The sequence below is a fragment of the Variovorax sp. UC122_21 genome, from assembly GCF_044056785.1.
Taxonomy (GTDB): Bacteria; Pseudomonadota; Gammaproteobacteria; order Burkholderiales; family Burkholderiaceae_C; genus Variovorax.
Genome location: NZ_CP172003.1, coordinates 1,223,541 through 1,239,593, shown reverse-complemented (window position 1 = coordinate 1,239,593; position 16,053 = coordinate 1,223,541). Strand labels below are relative to the sequence as shown.

General features: G+C 61.3%; 19 protein-coding genes and 2 tRNA genes. 12 read left to right on the top strand and 9 right to left on the bottom strand.

Annotated features, from left to right (window positions below):
- Nucleotides 1-160: 160 nt before the first annotated feature.
- The 6 genes from ACHMXE_RS06335 to ACHMXE_RS06310 are packed head-to-tail and all read left to right on the top strand — an operon-like array spanning nucleotide 161 to nucleotide 5,403.
- A complete protein-coding gene (locus ACHMXE_RS06335) occupies nucleotides 161-1,288 on the top strand; it encodes a hypothetical protein (protein WP_395344915.1) in 1,128 nt (375 codons plus the stop codon).
- Nucleotides 1,261-1,719, top strand: coding sequence for a hypothetical protein (locus tag ACHMXE_RS06330; protein WP_395344913.1), 459 nt, complete (start codon nucleotides 1,261-1,263; stop codon nucleotides 1,717-1,719). Before ACHMXE_RS06335 ends, ACHMXE_RS06330 begins: the two co-directional genes overlap by 28 nt.
- The gene (locus ACHMXE_RS06325) at nucleotides 1,719-3,428 is read left to right on the top strand and encodes a ThiF family adenylyltransferase (RefSeq protein WP_395344911.1); all 1,710 of its coding nucleotides are present in this window, start codon (nucleotides 1,719-1,721) and stop codon (nucleotides 3,426-3,428) included. The genes ACHMXE_RS06330 and ACHMXE_RS06325 overlap by 1 nt, the downstream gene beginning before the upstream one ends.
- Nucleotides 3,425-3,979: a Mov34/MPN/PAD-1 family protein gene (locus ACHMXE_RS06320; protein WP_395344909.1), complete on the top strand. Its 555-nt coding sequence runs from the start codon at nucleotides 3,425-3,427 to the stop codon at nucleotides 3,977-3,979. Before ACHMXE_RS06325 ends, ACHMXE_RS06320 begins: the two co-directional genes overlap by 4 nt.
- Before the next feature lie 9 nt (nucleotides 3,980-3,988).
- Nucleotides 3,989-4,921, top strand: a complete 933-nt coding sequence (locus ACHMXE_RS06315) for a TIR domain-containing protein (protein WP_395344907.1) — start codon at nucleotides 3,989-3,991, stop codon at nucleotides 4,919-4,921.
- A complete protein-coding gene (locus tag ACHMXE_RS06310) occupies nucleotides 4,918-5,403 on the top strand; it encodes a Pycsar system effector family protein (RefSeq protein WP_395344905.1) in 486 nt (161 codons plus the stop codon). The genes ACHMXE_RS06315 and ACHMXE_RS06310 overlap by 4 nt, the downstream gene beginning before the upstream one ends.
- Before the next feature lie 522 nt (nucleotides 5,404-5,925).
- Here the strand turns inward: ACHMXE_RS06310 and ACHMXE_RS06305 are convergent.
- The 4 genes from ACHMXE_RS06305 to ACHMXE_RS06290 form a co-directional block, all read right to left on the bottom strand.
- Nucleotides 5,926-6,001, bottom strand: a tRNA-Arg gene (locus tag ACHMXE_RS06305).
- 301 nt (nucleotides 6,002-6,302) lie between these two features.
- Nucleotides 6,303-6,368 (bottom strand) — tRNA-OTHER (locus ACHMXE_RS06300).
- 66 nt (nucleotides 6,369-6,434) lie between these two features.
- On the bottom strand, nucleotides 6,435-7,166 hold the full coding sequence (locus ACHMXE_RS06295; RefSeq protein ID WP_395344903.1) for an autoinducer binding domain-containing protein: 732 nt from the start codon (nucleotides 7,164-7,166) through the stop codon (nucleotides 6,435-6,437).
- 964 nt (nucleotides 7,167-8,130) lie between these two features.
- A complete protein-coding gene (locus ACHMXE_RS06290) occupies nucleotides 8,131-8,898 on the bottom strand; it encodes an SOS response-associated peptidase (RefSeq protein WP_395344901.1) in 768 nt (255 codons plus the stop codon).
- A gap of 91 nt (nucleotides 8,899-8,989) precedes the next feature.
- On the opposite strand from ACHMXE_RS06290, the gene ACHMXE_RS06285 reads away from it, so the two are divergent.
- The 4 genes from ACHMXE_RS06285 to ACHMXE_RS06270 all read left to right on the top strand — a co-directional run bounded on the left by ACHMXE_RS06285 (nucleotide 8,990) and on the right by ACHMXE_RS06270 (nucleotide 10,548).
- Entirely contained in the window at nucleotides 8,990-9,463 is a 474-nt protein-coding gene (locus ACHMXE_RS06285; protein ID WP_395344899.1) for a hypothetical protein, read from the top strand.
- A gap of 279 nt (nucleotides 9,464-9,742) precedes the next feature.
- Nucleotides 9,743-10,108, top strand: coding sequence for a hypothetical protein (locus ACHMXE_RS06280; protein ID WP_395344897.1), 366 nt, complete (start codon nucleotides 9,743-9,745; stop codon nucleotides 10,106-10,108).
- A 1-nt stretch (nucleotide 10,109) separates the two neighbouring features.
- Nucleotides 10,110-10,346 carry a hypothetical protein gene (locus ACHMXE_RS06275; protein ID WP_395344895.1) on the top strand — a complete coding sequence of 79 codons (237 nt, stop codon included), beginning with the start codon at nucleotides 10,110-10,112 and terminating at the stop codon, nucleotides 10,344-10,346.
- The gene (locus ACHMXE_RS06270) at nucleotides 10,333-10,548 is read left to right on the top strand and encodes a hypothetical protein (protein ID WP_395344893.1); all 216 of its coding nucleotides are present in this window, start codon (nucleotides 10,333-10,335) and stop codon (nucleotides 10,546-10,548) included. Before ACHMXE_RS06275 ends, ACHMXE_RS06270 begins: the two co-directional genes overlap by 14 nt.
- 180 nt (nucleotides 10,549-10,728) lie before the next feature.
- Here the strand turns inward: ACHMXE_RS06270 and ACHMXE_RS06265 are convergent, their stop codons facing one another.
- The 3 genes from ACHMXE_RS06265 to ACHMXE_RS06255 form a co-directional block, all read right to left on the bottom strand.
- A complete protein-coding gene (locus ACHMXE_RS06265; protein WP_395344891.1) occupies nucleotides 10,729-11,163 on the bottom strand; it encodes a hypothetical protein in 435 nt (144 codons plus the stop codon).
- The gene (locus ACHMXE_RS06260) at nucleotides 11,160-11,288 is read right to left on the bottom strand and encodes a hypothetical protein (RefSeq protein ID WP_395344889.1); all 129 of its coding nucleotides are present in this window, start codon (nucleotides 11,286-11,288) and stop codon (nucleotides 11,160-11,162) included. Before ACHMXE_RS06260 ends, ACHMXE_RS06265 begins: the two co-directional genes overlap by 4 nt.
- Nucleotides 11,289-11,829: 541 nt before the next feature.
- Nucleotides 11,830-12,126, bottom strand: coding sequence for a hypothetical protein (locus tag ACHMXE_RS06255; protein WP_296736322.1), 297 nt, complete (start codon nucleotides 12,124-12,126; stop codon nucleotides 11,830-11,832).
- A gap of 750 nt (nucleotides 12,127-12,876) precedes the next feature.
- Here ACHMXE_RS06255 and ACHMXE_RS06250 point away from each other — a divergent pair.
- Nucleotides 12,877-13,386, top strand: a complete 510-nt coding sequence (locus tag ACHMXE_RS06250; protein ID WP_395347329.1) for a hypothetical protein — start codon at nucleotides 12,877-12,879, stop codon at nucleotides 13,384-13,386.
- Between the two features lie 706 nt (nucleotides 13,387-14,092).
- On the opposite strand, the gene ACHMXE_RS06245 is transcribed toward ACHMXE_RS06250, so the two are convergent.
- Both ACHMXE_RS06245 and ACHMXE_RS06240 read right to left on the bottom strand, forming a co-directional pair.
- Nucleotides 14,093-14,374: a hypothetical protein gene (locus tag ACHMXE_RS06245; protein WP_395347328.1), complete on the bottom strand. Its 282-nt coding sequence runs from the start codon at nucleotides 14,372-14,374 to the stop codon at nucleotides 14,093-14,095.
- A gap of 12 nt (nucleotides 14,375-14,386) precedes the next feature.
- Entirely contained in the window at nucleotides 14,387-14,632 is a 246-nt protein-coding gene (locus ACHMXE_RS06240) for a hypothetical protein (protein WP_395347327.1), read from the bottom strand.
- Between the two features lie 479 nt (nucleotides 14,633-15,111).
- On the opposite strand from ACHMXE_RS06240, the gene ACHMXE_RS06235 reads away from it, so the two are divergent.
- Nucleotides 15,112-15,681, top strand: a complete 570-nt coding sequence (locus ACHMXE_RS06235) for a sugar O-acetyltransferase (protein ID WP_203208197.1) — start codon at nucleotides 15,112-15,114, stop codon at nucleotides 15,679-15,681.
- The last annotated feature ends 372 nt before the right edge of the window (nucleotides 15,682-16,053 follow it).

The window sequence follows — 16,053 nt, the reverse complement described above, 5'->3', positions numbered from 1 at the left end:
CAGATCCATGTCCGCGTTTCGCAATTGGATCGCACCCTCACATAAGCGCCGAGAGAGCCGGCGCGAAACGATCCGCGGGACGGTTGAATTGTAACAATTCGCGCTCGGTACCAATCAAAAGTAGCTATATTCCGCAGGGCAGTCGCGGGGAAAGGCAAACATGGCTCGCAGTTGGAATGAAGAGGACGCGAAGGCTCGCATCGACAAGCGGCTGGACGAAGTCCGGGACGTCAAGATCAGGGATTACGTACGTGATACGGACCTCGCAGGCCTATCCAACGGCGTGGCCTACCGTGTCGACGGTGTGCATATGTATGTCGACATCCTCAACATGGACGAGATGCTGGGCGTCACGGCCAAGGAAGGCGTGGTCGCTCACCGCCGAACGCTGCGCTTCTTGAACCTGCACTATCGCGCGGCGCGCAAGGTCCTACTGGCGGTCGGCGCCATCCAGGTCGATTTCCACAACCAACGTCTCCATGCCGTGTTCGCCAAGCCCTATGGCGACGAAGCAGCCCGCATCCATCGTGCCATCGCCACCGCTCAGCTCCTGATCGACGTGCTTGCTCAGACCGGCGAGGACGGCGCCGACCCGCTGCCGGCCGCCAAGGTGCGCGTAGGCATCGACTCTGGAAAGGCTCTGGCGGTCAACAACGGCCGGCGCGGCAACCGTGAACCATTGTTCCTCGGACGACCGGCCAACTTGGCGGCCAAGCGCTCTGGCGGCGGCGCGGCCGCCGGCATCTTCACGACCAACACGACGCGCGCCGTGGTGGGGCTGGCTGCTGTCGAGAACGAGGACGTCACCAAGCTTGCGACGGCCGATGTTGACACGTCCAAGAACAAGGCCAAGCTCGGCGTAACGGTCGAGGAGATCGTGGAGGACTGGAAGGACGGCATCCAGCGCAATCCGATCGGTGCATTCGTGTTCTCGGGCCACACTCCGCCGTATCGCGACCTGGACCTTGAAGCGCTGGCCGAGGGCAACTCGCGTCGACAGGACGCCATATCCATCTACGCAGACATCGACGGGTTCACCAATTACGTCGACAACCACATCGATGACGACTCTGCGGCGAAGGACGTGGTGAAGACCCTGCATGTCCTGCGCGGCGAGCTTGACGCCGTGCTACACGAGGATTTCGCCGGCCGGAAGATCCGGTTCATCGGCGATTGCGTCCATGGCGTGATGGTCGAAGGCACGGCTCGACTACGGACGCAGCGTTGTCAGCGAAGAATGCGATGCTGTGCGCCGCTGCGATGCGCAGCAGCTTCGAGCTTGCCTTGAATATGCTTGAAGACGAGGGCGTCGACGCCGGCGAGCTGGGACTCGCGATCGGACTCGACTATGGTCCGATGGCAATTACGCGACTTGGCGTGAAAGGCGAGAAAATCCGCTGCTGCATTAGCCGCAGCGTCCTGGAGTCCGAGACGCAGCAGCTCCGCTGCGCGGGCGATCAAACGGCGATCGGCGAAGGCGTCGCTGAGCACGCTCCCACAGCTCTGAAAGATTTGTTCGGCGCGTCGCGACGCGCGCGCAATTTCGACTATGCCAAGGCGACAGAGACACTCGCCGGCACTACCTCGAAGGCGCAGGCGACCACGTCCACGCGGCTGCTGCGAGAAGCGTCAGCGGCGGCTGCGGGGGCCGCTGCCTCCGTCTTCTCCTTCCCGGCTCAAGCGGCGGGCCCATCGCGGACTCCGGCGGGGTTCGCCTGATGTGGTTCATCGACAGACCCGAGCGCCTCTCGCGGGAGAGACGCGCGGTGGAAAAGCTGGCGGCCGAAGCGCCTTGGCTTGAACGGGTGGATTGGCGTGTCACCGACAAGATGGCCATCGTGGTCGATGTCGACATGCGTGTCGCAGGCAAGTTGGTCGAACTGTCGATGACATATCCCGACCTTTTTCCGGTCGCGCCGCCGGCAGTCAAGACGCGCGATGGCTCAATGCTAACCACGGCGCATCAATACAACAACGGCGACCTGTGCTTGCAAATCAGGACGGATAACTGGCGCCCTGAAATCGAAGGCGTCGCACTTTTGGTCAGCGCACACGAGCTCATGTCAACCGAGAGCGTAATAGACGAGCGCGGCCGGCACGGGGAGGTTGAATCTGATCACGAACTGAGCTTAGGCCAACGGCTGCGGGGGAAACGATGGCGTTTCATCCTGACGCGGAGTGCCTTCGAGCACGCGATCGCAGCGGAAGGCCACGCGCCGGCACAGTTCAGCTGGCAGGTGCGCGGTGGAGCTTCACTTGTCAGCAGCCTGATTTCGGTCAACGCAGAAGGCCCTATGCGCTGGGTCGATGCGGACCTGCCAGCACCGGTGGGCCGCTCTTCCACTGCTGGCTTTTTGATAGGCCTCACGGCAGGTGATGCTCGTGCGCAAGCGCTGAGTCAAGCCGCTAGCTTGGGCTCCAAGAAGGTTAGGGAAACCCTTCTCGGCGAAGGCGAGTGTACCGAGCCCAGGGAGATTTTTTTGACGGTCGAGCCTGAGCAGATGCGCGCGTTCTTTCTCGACTACGGCGACAACAAGGTAGACGAGTTTGAGATCATTTATCCGGAACTGACGCGCCGCTTGCCCAAGCGTCACGCCGAGCTACCGACGCGCAAAGTAGGGATCGTGGGCTGCGGCTCCGTAGGCAGCAAGGTGGCGGCAGCGCTCGCGCGCGCAGGCGTTGGAAGCTTTTATCTGGTCGATGACGACATTGTTCGCGCCGAAAACTTGGTACGCAATGATCTCGACTGGACTTCGGTCGGCGCACACAAGGCAGCGGCCGTTGGGGAGCGCCTGACGCTCGTAAATCCAAGAGCCGTATTCGAGCAAAGCTTTCAAAAGCTCGGCGGCCAAGAATCGAGCTCGGCGCAAGCTGGCGTCTTGACGAAGCTCGGCGACTGCGACCTGATCGTCGATGCCAGCGGCGACGACTCCGCATTCAACTACCTGGCCGCGGTGACGCGCGAGCGGCAGAAACCCATGGTTTGGGCACGCGTCTTCGGCGGGGGCTACGGGGGGCTCGTCGTTCGGGCGAGGCCTGGCATCGAGGCGTCGCCACACGCGGTGCGCGCGTCCATCGAAGCATGGTATTCGAATCCAGATTTTCCCGAGCCTCCTATCGCGGCGGCCGACTACGCGGCTATCGACGGCGCAGGTGCACCGATGATCGCAGACGATGCGGACGTATCTGTCATCTCGGCGCACCTAGCCCGGGTGGTCATCGATATCTTGGCCGGCGGCGCGTCGACGTTCGAACATTCCGCGTATGCCATTGGTTTGCGCAAAGAGGGAATTTTCGACGCGGCCTTCGACACATGGCCAATCGTCGTCGCCAGTGCTCAGGACGAGCCGCCCCAGCAACCGGTCGACGGCGACGAGCGCCGCGCAGGCTGGGCGGAGTTGTTGACGCTGATGGCGGCGCGCGCGTGATCGAAATCAGGCTCGGCGACGCGTGCGGGCGTAAGCTCAAAGCGGAGCTTGCGCGCGCGGGTTCCAATGAGATCGGCGGCGTCCTGGCTGCAGAACATCTTGGTGGCGGTGCCTTCGAGATTGTGGATCTCTCGGTGCAGCGCTCGGGCGGCGGCTTCGCGAGCTTTGTGCGTAAGTTCGGGCAGCACGACCGGTTCATGCGCCGGTTTTTCGACCGCACGGGACATCACTACGAGCGATTCAACTATTTCGGCGAGTGGCATTCGCATCCAAGTTTCCCTGCGCTGCCCAGCGCTGTCGATGGAAAGCAGATGCAGTTGCTACTGCGGGAGCCGGACCAGAAGGCCAATTTCCTGGTGCTCTTGGTGGTCAAGGCGGAAAAAAACGGGATCGAAGCGAGCGCCCACGCGTTCGCCAAAGGCATCCGGCCCATGCGAGTGCCCCTTTCAGGGGATGCGCTTGTACGAGAACGCGGCCAAGCAGGCGGCCGACGTGCGGCGGTGCAGGAGCGGTTGGCACTCGCGCAGGAGTCCATCAAACTGGTCAGATAGGAGTAACGCATGACGTTGAAATCAAGGTTCGAAGCTCGGCCAGATTTGATCGAGGCGCTGAGGGCACAGAAGATCGTCCAAGGCGATGCGGCCATCGCTGCACGGCTGGCTGACGCTGGCGAACTCATGGCGTTTTCGGCGGGACAGAACATCATCGAGCAAGGGGCCCACGACAGGGATCTTTACTTCCTGCTCGCCGGCAAGGCGTGTGTCATCGCCAACGGCTTTCGGATGTATCCGAGAGAGAAAAATCTCACGGTCGGTGAAATGTCAGCCGTCAACGCGGAGATTGCGCGTGCCGCCACCGTCCAAGCGGACGAGGAGACGATCGCCTGGAAAATCACACATTCGCAGCTCGATGCCGTCGGCGAGGAGTTTCCGCGCATTTGGAAGCTTCTGGCGGTTGACTTGGCGGGGCGGCTACATCAACGCAACAAGTTTATCAACCGGCAGAATCCACGCCCGCGCGTTTTTATCATCTGCTCGGCAGAGGCGCTCTCGATCGCCGAAGCGATCAAGGTAGGTCTTGACCATGAAAATGCAACCGTCCAGATTTGGAGCGAAGATTTTATTTTCCGTGCGGGAAGTTATCCGCTCGAAGATCTCGAACGCGAAGTCAATGAAGCAGACTTCGGCATCGCCATTGCACAGCCCGACGACCTGGTCCGGTCGCGAGACCGAAAGTCGATGACTCCGCGGGACAACGTCATCTTCGAACTCGGGTTCTTCATGTCGCGCCTCGGCCGCCCACGCACTCTGCTGCTTGTGCCCCGTGGCGAGGACGTCAAATTACCAAGCGACTTTAAAGGCTTAAATCCCCTGGAGTACAAGACTGAGTCGGCCTCGGAAAATCTTGCATCCGCTTTGGGCTCAACCATCATTCGCATCAAGGCGGTTATTCGAGAGAAGGGTGTGCGCAGTTCGCTGGTGGAAGCAAAATGAGCCGCGCCGATGCACTAGCCGACGCGAGATGGGCGCTCGAGCGGCAGCTCGCTTGGATTGCCTCAGCGGAAGTCAAGGTCGGTGTCGTCGTCTCCATTCAGGTTGCCATGCTGGCGGGCCTGGGTGCCGCGTTTGCGACCACGACGACCAAGTCAGCGTGGGCCATCGGATCTGCGACGATGTGCGCGTTGTTTGGGGTGGTGTCGCTCGCCTGCGCGGCCATGGCGGTCTATCCGCGCGTCAAAGGTCCCGATTCGTTGTTTTTCTTCGGAAAAATTGCAGGGTACGCGCAGGTCGACTACGTCGACACATTCATCAAGGCGAGCGACCATGCATTGGTGAGCGACTTGGCGATCCAAGTGCATATCAACGCCAAGATCGCTTTGCGAAAACATGAGTGGGTGTCCAAGGCCATGATGGTCGCATTCATGTCGGCGCTTCCCTGGCTTGTCGCTGTGGGCGCGTTGGTCTTGCCAGGGTGAGCCCAGTCGCTTTAAAAAGACTTGCAAGCGTTGGCCTTCGGCTGCGAGCGACTGATGGGAACGGCTTAACGCCACGGAAGCGCTTGCCAGCAGATGGCCGTACGCGCTTGTATTCCCCTCGTGTCCCATTCTGCTGTCCTACGTGACTGCCCACTGACGCCGGAAGCTGACTTTAGCGGTGCGGCTCGTCAGCCACGGCAATCAGTCTGGAGCAGTCGTTCTCGACGTCGCTGCTTCTGCCGATTCCGGCCTTAGGGCGACCGATCGCTTTGGCCGCTCCTAGTCATCAGTCCATCAGGTCGGTCTGCGGCCGCGCGCGGCTGGCCAGAGTGAAGCAGTCACTGCCGCGGCAGCCGCAGCTTTCACACGGACAGACAGAATGCCTATGACCAAGAAAAGAGTGCCTCGTGCATCAGGCTTTTGGAGACCGAAGAGAAGCGTGGCGGCCGCCCTACAGGGGCGTAGTCTCGTGTCAAAAAAAGAAAAGGGGCAACTCCGAAAGACGAGTTGACCCACGAAAAATGGTGCGGCTGGCAGGAATTGAACCCACGACCCCTTGGTTCGTAGCCAAGTACTCTATCCAACTGACTACAGCCGCAGTCGGCAAATTGTAACACGGAAGTGAATGCTCGCTCAATCGTAACTGAAACGCGGACCGCTGGACCGCTGGACCGCTGGACCGCTGGACCGCTGGACCGCTGGACCGGAAACTTCAGCATTTCGACTATCGGCCGCCGACGCTCGACCATCACGAGCAGCCGCACAATGACTCAGATCGTCTCAAACGATCTCACTTGTATCGAGACATGGATCGTGACAAAAGAGCGAAACTCTAACTGCCTGAAAGCAGAATGCTATATTTTTCATAGCAAACATCCAAGCAAAATCGCGGTATCTGGTGGTAGGCCGTGCTGGGCTTGAACCAGCGACCAACGGATTATGAGTCCGTAAACACAAACGAGCCCCTAGGGGTCAGGGAGTTTCGTGTGCCTAGGCTGAGAGAACGCCGGGTCTAGTGGCCTGCCGAGCAGTTACACCAGCAGGCCACGGCTTACCACGCGAGCGATAGCGGCTACCTTGTTAGCCACGGACAGCTTCTCGATCACCTTCTTCATATGGAACTTGATCGTGTTGGGGGAAACCTCCAGGAGGATGCCGGCTTCTTCGGATGTCTTGCCATCCGCTGTCCAGCGCAATACCTCGAGCTCTCGGTCGGACAGGAGGGGAAAGTCGTCAGGCTCGTCCCTTCGAACCTGAGCCGACAAGTGCCGATGCGCGGCATCGGCAAGCAAGTGAAGTTGGTAGCCGAGGATTGCAAGTTCCGAGGGCGTTAGCTTTTCGTGGGAGCGAGCGACTGTCAGCATGCCTACGCAACCGTCTGCATCGAAGAACGATTGAGCCCATCCGTAGCGCAAGCCGCTTTCGCGCGCTTCGTCCCAGAACTGAGGGGTGCTCCTGAAGAGCTCAGTGCTCCAGACCAGCGGTGCGTGGGATCGCAAGCCGTGCGCTACGCTTGGGTCGATGCTCAGGTAACCCGCCTCCTGGTAGCGCTGCTGCCAAGCCGCGCTGTAGTTGTTGATCATGCGCGTCTTAGGGCGCGTGAAGGAGTCAAAAATTCTGACGCCGTAGGCGCAACGTTCGAAGCCAAGTGGTCGCGCATATCGCGCGATCACGTCGAACTTGCTCTGTAGATTGTTGGCGCGGACCAGCGCCCTCTCCATGTTCAGGAAGAATTCGAAAGGTGAGGCGAAGTCCTCATTCACTCGAGGCTTGCAGAGCCGAAGGCTGCCGCCTGGGCGTCGCTCAAGGAATGGCGAATTCCTTTTCTTGGGCATGAATGGTTTCCTTATCGAATGTGATGCCGGGCTTTTTGTGACGTGCTGCAGTGAGCCCGTTGCTTTCTCGGTTTACTCGAGCGCAGTCTAGAAAGGACGTTCTCGCAGCACAGCGACAAAACTTCCACCCTTTCCGCCAATACTTAAAAGCGGGCCGCGCGCCGAAAAGCAGCGCTGCGCACGATGAATACCTTTGTCCGGCTGACGATGAGGAAGTAGGCAGGAGAGCTGATACCGACATGACAGAAAGGCTTGCGCCTCAGCGAACCGCGCGAAACGAGCGCATCACGCCATACCTTTTTCAGGGCTCTAGCCCGTTGGTACTGCACGAGCCCCAGCAACAAACGAGCAGGATCAGCCGGGGCGCGCAATCGATCGCTGAGCCGGTTCACCTCAGGGAAACACGCGGCACGTAAATGCGCTAACGCCGTTCGTACTCACAAATTCAGTCTGTCGTACTCCGCGCTATGTCTGAAACCGGCGAAGAATTCACCAGCTCGCGCAGCGCCTTCCACCATGCTGAGCACGGACATTCGTGCACGACATCCAGATGCTCGGAAATGTTTTGAACGACTCGTACGTTCCGCGCACGTACACACGCCGCTGTTCCCTGCCCTGCATCCTCAAGGGAGGAAGTTCGCTCTACAAGCCCGAAACAATGGCGTGATGTCGAGCCAGGTATGGCGAACGAGTCAGGCAACGCGATCACAGCCGTCGGCGCTCTCACTACTGCTGAGGCCAAGTAGCGCAGGAGTCAGCACCGATGTGTTGCTTTGCCTAGCACTCTGCGGTCGCACCGAGTGCCCGCTGGACTCCGTATCTCGAATGCCATCAACTGGGCAGTAGCCCGGCCCTCGGCTCGTCGGTTTCCGCCATGGGCCGCGGTGGAAGCTCAGCCTTCTTCCGAGGATTCAACTTCTCGCTGTTGACCTGCCTCGGCCGCCTCGGGCACGGTCGGCGCCGGTGCGGCGTCGATCAGGTGAAGGGGGATGAGCTCGACCATCTCTCGGGCCTCCCGCGGTGAGCAGGTGAGCCAGCGGTCGATGTCGCGCTCCTCGATGGCGACGACCGAGCGCTTGTCTTGCACCTCGATTGGCCTCTTCGTCGCCTTGTCGACCTCCGGCTTGTGCATCCTGGCCATGATTGGGTGCAGGTTGGCGTTGATCGTGATCATGGTGAAGCTCTCCCACATCTCACCGGTCTCCCGGTCCAGCCAGGGGCTCCATAGGCCCGCGAGCGCCCAAGGGCGGCCGTCCGTGCGTTTGAAGCGCCACCACACGTTGGCGCCAGTTTCCCAGCAGGGTTCATCGAAGCTGTCGGCGAGGATCACGCACCGCCGGCTGTGGGTCCATGCATCCTTGAAGGTCGGCTTCTTCTCGATCCCATCGAACCGGGCGTTGTAGGTCGACAGCCGCTTGGACTTCGTCTCACCTCTTCGCGGCTTGTTTTGGGGGATATGGCTCGGCGAGTGCGCTGGGATCAGCCCCCACTGCCCTGCCACCAACTCACGGGCGTACTCGGTCCGCTCGCGATCACGGCGGATGAAGACGCCGGTGGAAAGCGGCCGCATGCTGCGCATCCAGCGCTCAGCGCTGCGCGCGCCGATGTACCAAGCAGCTTCGATCTCGCGGTCTTCGGGGGTGATGTAGCGGGTGCACATGGCTTGGCTGAATTCTGCGCTCGGGAACCCATTGACGGTCAGGTTGTGGCGGGTCGATACTGTATTTTCATACAGTTATCGGAGATAGTCCATGGACATCACCCCGCCCCTGCCCGGCGCCGAGTCGGCGCCCGACGGCCCCGTTTCCAATGGGGAGTTCATCCGCCTTGCGACGCGACGTAACGCCAAGCGCGACTGGACCCGGCGCTTTAGCGACGAGTACCAGCGCCTGCATCAGGGCCGCGTCGACATCGAATACCTGACGTTCGAGGCCGATGCGGTGTACCCCTTTCTGAGCCATCGGCCTCCCGAAGAGTGCGCGCGTCAGCGCTTCGGCTTCGACACGGGCGCGGACCGCTTCGAAGTTCAGGCCGAACAGAAATTCCGCACCCTGGCCGGCAACATCGGCCTGATCGACCACGGCCAGGCGCTTCCAGAAGATCTCAAGGAATTTGCGCACGGCGTGGCGGAGCTCTGCGCAGCCTCCGCGGAGCAGTACCGCCATCCGCGAGACGGTAGCGCTGGCGATCACATCCGGGCGACCTTCTGTGCGCTGCCCTTTTGATGGACAAGTTGACGCCTTCTCCGTGTGTCCGAAGCAGGCTGCCGGCCCAAGAGCCTGCGTCGTTCCAGGGAGTCCGCACTCGCCACCGCTTAGCGGGTGTTCCTCTCGACGCGAGCGATCCGTGGTTTGCCGCTGGCGCGGCGCAAGCGGGCGGGCGTCGTTGCTTCGAGATCGCAGTGAGGGCCTCATTCCCCCCCCGCGGCCTGCCGTGTTGACCTCAACCTTCTTCATCGACAACCGGACCACACAGAAAAGCACGAAGCCTTGACTGGATGCGCCATGAACAACACTGAACTTTTTGAGGTCGAGGCGGCAGTCGACGCGCCGCTGAATTTCGACATCCTGCTGCAGCCGCACCGCGTTGCCTTCATTGCCAAGCTCCTGGACTACCCGCACGCCACGGCCGATGTCGTGCGTGTATCCGAGCAGCGCTTCACGCGTGAGCTCGAGCGCCAGCTCGGCGAGGATGTGGTGCCGGCGCTGCGTGCCTACCAGAACGCCTACGAGTCCAGCGGTGCGGATCTCACGAAGGACGAGTTGGCGCTGGCGCAGCGCTGGGCCAAGGCCTATGACGCTGCGCGAACCGCAGGCTTCCGAGATCTCGGGGACACCGACGAGGCGTTCTTCGAAGTTCGGCCGGTTTGAAGTGGACATCCAGGCCGAGTACGCGGCCATGGCCAGACAGGCCGGCGAGCTGGCGCCGGACGAGCCGCTGCGCCCTACCCTCCTTGAATTTGCCGAACTTGTGGTCGGCATGTGTGCCGAAATCGGCCAACACTATGGTGACTGGGACCGCAACGCTGGCGATCACATCCGGGCGGTCATGTACGACGTGCCCGGTCTTCTCCCCCCACCTCGACAATCGCCGGATGAGCCAAGCTGATTTTTTCCTGTTCGAGAACTCCGTGCTGGTCACACCCGTCTGGTACAGCGACGAGGTACAAGACATGCGCGAGCTGCCGATGGCGCCGGGCGACTACAAGGTGACGCCTGGTGCGCGCTGGTCAGTCACGTCGCTCAAGGACGGCGCGACGGTTTACGAGGGCATCGGTCCCGTGGTGATTCGACGCACCAACGGCGCGTGATCCCATTGAGCCGATGAGTCTCTCTTGATTGAGAGACTTGTTGCACAGGAGGCAAGCTAACGGCCTTCGTCCTTAGCCGCAGGCTTCGCTCAGGAAGCGGCCGCGATCTGCGGCTGCCACCCACGCTGCACTGACCAGGTTGCAACTGGCATATTGATGCATTCTTGCCCGAACGGGTCGTCAGGCGACAGCGGCCCCTCCGCGCTCGACCTTGGCCTTGCCGGCAGGACGAGTCTGCCGCTTGCGCGCAACGCCAGACGCGCGCGTGCGACGCGGCGCCGACGGTTTGGCAATCGAGCTCAGACTATCAAGCATGATCACAGTGCCCGTTTCAGTTCTGACAGCTACGGCCAGTTCTCCGCCCATTGCTTCTATGTACTTGCGCCATGTAGAAAGCAGCAGGTCCGAACGCCTCTCCAGCTGAGCAACAGCGTTTTGTCTGACATTGAGAACGCGCGCCGCTTCCTCCTGGGTCTTGACCAACGCAGCGCGGACCTCCGCCAATGAGCCCGCATGACGAACCATCTCCTCTGCCAAGACGGTCGCTTTGCTCTGGATGAGCTTCTGATCCTCGACGGAAAACTTTTCGATGATGCTTCGCAGCGTGGTGCTCATGTTGATTCCTTCTTGTCCTTGGCGAGTTTCTTCAGGTGGGCGTCGAACCTCTTGTCGGCCGTGTTGATCAGCGCCTTATAGAACGCCGCCTCGTCCTGCTCATGCTTGTCGCCGGCTACCAGCACATACGCTTTTCACTGCGGATCGAAGGCGAAGGCCGCCCGTCAGATCTCCGAGCCGTTGTGAGCCTTGAAGCGCAGCTCCTTCATGTTGGCATGCTTCGATCCATTGAGGGTGTCGACATGGGGTCCCGTCTTCGGCCCCCCAACTCAATGCCTCTAGTCAGCGTGCGCGGCCTCGGCCGTGCGAAATTGGTGTAGGAGCCGTCCAGACCATCCAAGCACCGGAAGAACCTCTCGTTGCGCAGGTGGCCGAAGTCATCTTTTTTTCGCTCGCTCAAGTCGCCATCGATAGTGGGCTGCGCCGAGTCTGCTCCGCGATTTCTACCAAGGAGGCAACGGTTGGACGTGCACAGCGAAACCTGTGGTCGGACTGGGTGAGCCTTGGCGTCGCCGTTGGTCGAGAGTTGCTGCCTTCTGCCCAACGGAACAACGTGGTCGGACAGCGCTCCAGCGCTGAGGGTCGAAGTGGCGTCCGAATCTCATGTTGGCATCGCCCCCTTCTAGCGCTGACCTGCCTCTGCCCTTGGGCTTGTGAAGTTAGTCTTCACCCTTCGATGTTGCGGAGGAAGACGGCGGCGAGCATCGCCGCGGCCCGCTTGTCGCTCGCGAGGTCCTCAACGGACAGGCAGGGTTCATCGTCGTGCGAGAGATCGCGAACTTCAACGACGTACTTCAGCACCAGGTCTTGGTCGGTCATGGCCTCTCCGCTTTTCCCAAGAAGCCACCGGTTCACCTCCTCCCGAGAAGCCACGTGGAACACGGCACGGACTGGACGCGACACGCGCACGCGGTCGTCCAACTGCCTTGGCAAATCGAAAACCTGCGAGATGGTGTCTGTCATGGGCAACCTCACCGGAGGGCGCTTCCGGCTGGTCCAAACGGTCATGCACGCGAGGCGCACTTGTTCCGCCGGTCTCAGCCCGCGCACCGAGACAATGTAATCATTTGGTTGCAATGCTAAGCCCAATGAAACAAAATGCAATCAAATCACAGATGCTGCGCCTTGCGACCGGCATCAAGGGAAGAAAAGCGCGCCATGTGTGATGCGCCTCACCATGGCCACGACAAGCGAGGGACTCGCCACGCTTGCCGGCAGCGATGGACGCAACTCTTTTCTCTGCAAACATGTCGATCTTTTCCGCCTGCGACTGCACTGCCAATCACCTGGGACGCGTGGAGCGACGAGGGTGGATGCGCTTGTTGTCTCAGCGTCGCTTGTATCAGTGCTCGAGCTGCCGAAAGCTGCAGCTGCTGCCCGAAGAGGCAGTCAACCGGGCCAAGGCGGAATACGCCTCGCGCGAAGCCATGCCGAATCGACGTCCGCGTTCCGCGGCGGCTTGATCGTCACGGCTGGCGGGTCTTGCCCGCGTCCCGCTGAGGGTGAGTGCTCACCGCTCACCGGCCGTGACCCTCGCATGTGCGTGCTGGTGCTGGCCCTGAGATGTGCCTTGGGCCAAGTCACGCTGGATCGACACGGGGCCGTTACGATGCTGAGCGGCTTCGCCCAGCAGCCCAAAAAGACACCCAGGGCAGGGTTCGTGTTCCGCGCTATCGCGCGGCCTTCAACCTGCCCGCCCATCCGACGCGCAGCATGACCCTTCTTCGATTTGACCCGGCCCTCGCAGCGTTGTTCGCTCTGACTGTGATGGAGGCTTCGCCGGCGTCTGCCCAAGGCCCCGACCTCGCGGCGCAGGTCCGCGAGAAGGCGGCGCTGGCCGTGTCCCAGTTCCAGGCGCGTGCCGGAGGACGGCTCGATTACTCCGAGCAGAGTCTTTCCATCGTGGAGGAGATGCTGGCGGAGGCGTCGCCATATGCCAAGGCAATGCCGCCTGCGGATGTGAAGGGCTTGGTCGAACTGATGGGGTCTTACATTCTCGAAGTTGGACGTCGACAACACGGTGGCACTTACCAGTGGCATGAAGCTCGATCGCAGCCCGTCCTGGTCGTCGGGCCACCGAAGTTCAGCGTGGCGATGATGACGTTCGACAAGGTTCGGGGGCGACTTTCGGGTGACCCGGCGGACAACATCGTTTTCTTGTACGAGGGGTTTTCCGCGCGAGCCAAGACCGCCTCGCCGGGCACGGACGCCCTCTATGTCTGAGCCAACGACGAATTCCACCCGTTTGTGCCGCGAACCAGCCGCGGCCGGGAGAGCGTCGAGACACGACATGCTGGATCGCCGGCTCTTTCAGCGCCCATGGTCGGGCGAGTCCAGTCAGTTCACCATGGGCAGTGGCTCGCGTTTTGGCCGCCGTCGGCTGAGGACGCAGGCGCCGACGGCCTCTCGCCTCATGGACGGGTTGTTGATTTCCATCGAATGCTGACTCCCGGTTGGACAGCATGTCCGAGGTGTTCATCAAGGACGGGATTCGCCGCCACGGAGCCCGCTGGTCGCCAAGCAGATACGCAAACAATTCAGAACTCGACAAATTGCGCGCGCAGTACCGTGAGGCATGAGGCCCTAACAGCGGCCTTACCCCTCGCAGTGTCGCCACTGTGAGATCTCGCCCTGGTGTCAGAGCCAGGGTCTTAAGCCCGACCAGTCCATGCCTGGTCAAGTTTCGTTTGGGGAGGGTGCTGGGATCGACGCGGCCAAAGAAAAAGGGCCCGGAGGCCCTTTCCTTGATAGCCCGAGGGCTATCGCTGCGAGGCTCTGTTACCCCTGCTGGTGTGCAGGACCTGTTTCCAGGCAGCTAGTTCGTATACGCACTCGCTCTCGAACTGTCTTTGAGTGGCCATGATAACAGTTGTTAGTGCCAAGGTCAATGCGCGGTTTCTGAGATCTATTGACGGGTCAGGACCTGTGGTCACTTCTTCCGCCCCTTGGCTTTCGGATCGAACAGCCCTGCGGTCTCGCCGACCAAGGCCTTAAAGCGCCAGTTCTGGGCGTTCGGCTTGTGTTTCAAGGGGCTGAGGTAGGCGCTCTTCACGTACATCTCCACGGCGGGTGCTGCGGCCTTCTTGGTCTTTTCCAGGCTGAAGAAGATTGAGTACGGCTGCTGCCCGGAGACCGGCGGGATCACCACCTGCGAGACGTAGGTGTAGTTCTGATCGGAGCGGTAGATGGTCCCGCCTAGGATCGCGTCCACAACCCGCGGCAGCTAGAGCGAGCAGGCATAACGCTCGACGTCGAAGGCTCGTACCTCGCCCAGGTGAGCGTAACGGTGATGGTCGCCGTGTTTGGCGGTGTCGAAGTCCTCGGTGAAGCAGTGGCAGCCGAAGGTCACCCGGACCGGCACCGAGATCGGCTGCTTCTCAACCACCAGATCCACTGGGAGGACACGCTGGCCCAGGTGCGCAAAGGTGTAGACCTGTCCTTCAAAGGATTTGCGGGGGAAGTCGCTCACAGCGTCTGTCGATGATGGGTTTTACCCAGCCCGGACGGTAATTTCAACGTCACTGGGGTCGACGCCGAGGTCACTGCCACAGAGGTGGTTGCCCCTTCAGCCAAGTGTTGATGAGTAAGGTTATTTCTCGCTTGCAGCATCGTAGCTGCACGCCTGCTCACATGGATCCAGCCCCAGCAGACCAGCGGGATACCTGTTCGCGCGCGTCGCGCGTGTATTCGCCACAGACGCTCGCGCTCTTTGGGGGCGCCGACGTTCTGCGCGCCTTGAAGAAGGTCTTTGAGTACCTTGGGAACCGGCCTGTTGCACCAGGGAGATGTTCGCGCCCCCAACGCCGAGATGAAGGCTGTCCTCTCCTTCGATCGGCCGGTTGACTGCGCCCGGGCTCCTACACCAACAGCTGCTCCGGGCGCTTAGGCTTGCCTTCAGCCGGCCATCGCCTGCATGGCTGGCGCGACCGACGATATGGAGTGCCTTCGATGAAATCCGAGAAACAGAAGATGCTGGCCGGCGAGCTTTACGACGCAGGCGATGCCGAGCTCCAGAGCGATCTGGCGGCGACCCGAGAGTGGCTGGTTCGCTACAACGCCGCGCTGGGCATGGCCACCGCCGATCGACGCGTGCTGCTGGCCGAGCGGCTGGGCTCGGTGGGAGATGGCTCGACGATCCGGCCGCCCTTTCACTGCGACTATGGCTTCAACATCCATCTTGGATCGGGCGCGTTCCTCAACTTCGGCTGTGTCATCCTGGATGTGGTGGAAGTCCACATCGGGGACAAGACGCAAATCGGGCCCAACGTGCAGATCCTGACCGCGGACCACCCGCGCACCGCTGCGGAACGCGAGACCGGCCTCGAGTTCGGCCGCCCTATTCGGATCGGGCGCAACGTGTGGATCGGGGGCGGCGCCATTTTGTTGCCCGGCATCACGGTAGGTGATGATGCGGTCATCGGAGCCGGGAGCGTGGTCACGCGCGACGTGCCTCAAGGCGCGACGGTGGTCGGGAACCCCGCGCGCATCAAAGCCCAGACTTCGCCCGCTCGCTCATAGCCCTGGCGGGCATCCGGAGGTTGGGTGCAGTCGCAACCGATGCCATAACTGCGGCTTTGCGCAAAGCCAGAACGGTCACTGGTGCACGTCGTCTCGAAACGCAGGCCGCTAATGCGGAGCGACACCGCCCTCCGCCAACTTGCCATCTAACTTTTCTCAGCCCGCGCGAGAGTCCGCCGAGGGCACTCTATCGTGCCGGCTGGGCCCGGCACGATGCAACCTGAATCCAGAACCGGCCTCAAGCCGTCATTGCATCAGTCTTCGCAAAGCAGCATCAACGTCTCGTTGTCGCTGGGACTGCACCTTCGCGCCCCTCTTCTCCCGTTTGGGGGCATGCGATTGGTATGTGGCCATCTTTGCAGGCGCTCTACC

Excerpts from the sequence above, each read along its gene's own strand:
- ACHMXE_RS06335 (WP_395344915.1), top strand. The coding sequence starts at position 161 with ATGGCTCGCAGTTGGAATGAAGAGGACGCGAAGGCTCGCATCGACAAG.
- ACHMXE_RS06330 (WP_395344913.1), top strand. The coding sequence starts at position 1,261 with ATGCGCAGCAGCTTCGAGCTTGCCTTGAATATGCTTGAAGACGAGGGC.
- ACHMXE_RS06325 (WP_395344911.1), top strand. The coding sequence starts at position 1,719 with ATGTGGTTCATCGACAGACCCGAGCGCCTCTCGCGGGAGAGACGCGCG.
- ACHMXE_RS06315 (WP_395344907.1), top strand. The coding sequence starts at position 3,989 with ATGACGTTGAAATCAAGGTTCGAAGCTCGGCCAGATTTGATCGAGGCG.
- ACHMXE_RS06310 (WP_395344905.1), top strand. The coding sequence starts at position 4,918 with ATGAGCCGCGCCGATGCACTAGCCGACGCGAGATGGGCGCTCGAGCGG.
- ACHMXE_RS06290 (WP_395344901.1), bottom strand. The coding sequence starts at position 8,898 with ATGTGCACCCGCTACATCACCCCCGAAGACCGCGAGATCGAAGCTGCT.
- ACHMXE_RS06285 (WP_395344899.1), top strand. The coding sequence starts at position 8,990 with ATGGACATCACCCCGCCCCTGCCCGGCGCCGAGTCGGCGCCCGACGGC.
- ACHMXE_RS06280 (WP_395344897.1), top strand. The coding sequence starts at position 9,743 with ATGAACAACACTGAACTTTTTGAGGTCGAGGCGGCAGTCGACGCGCCG.
- ACHMXE_RS06270 (WP_395344893.1), top strand. The coding sequence starts at position 10,333 with ATGAGCCAAGCTGATTTTTTCCTGTTCGAGAACTCCGTGCTGGTCACA.
- ACHMXE_RS06265 (WP_395344891.1), bottom strand. The coding sequence starts at position 11,163 with ATGAGCACCACGCTGCGAAGCATCATCGAAAAGTTTTCCGTCGAGGAT.
- ACHMXE_RS06255 (WP_296736322.1), bottom strand. The coding sequence starts at position 12,126 with ATGACAGACACCATCTCGCAGGTTTTCGATTTGCCAAGGCAGTTGGAC.
- ACHMXE_RS06250 (WP_395347329.1), top strand. The coding sequence starts at position 12,877 with ATGACCCTTCTTCGATTTGACCCGGCCCTCGCAGCGTTGTTCGCTCTG.
- ACHMXE_RS06235 (WP_203208197.1), top strand. The coding sequence starts at position 15,112 with ATGAAATCCGAGAAACAGAAGATGCTGGCCGGCGAGCTTTACGACGCA.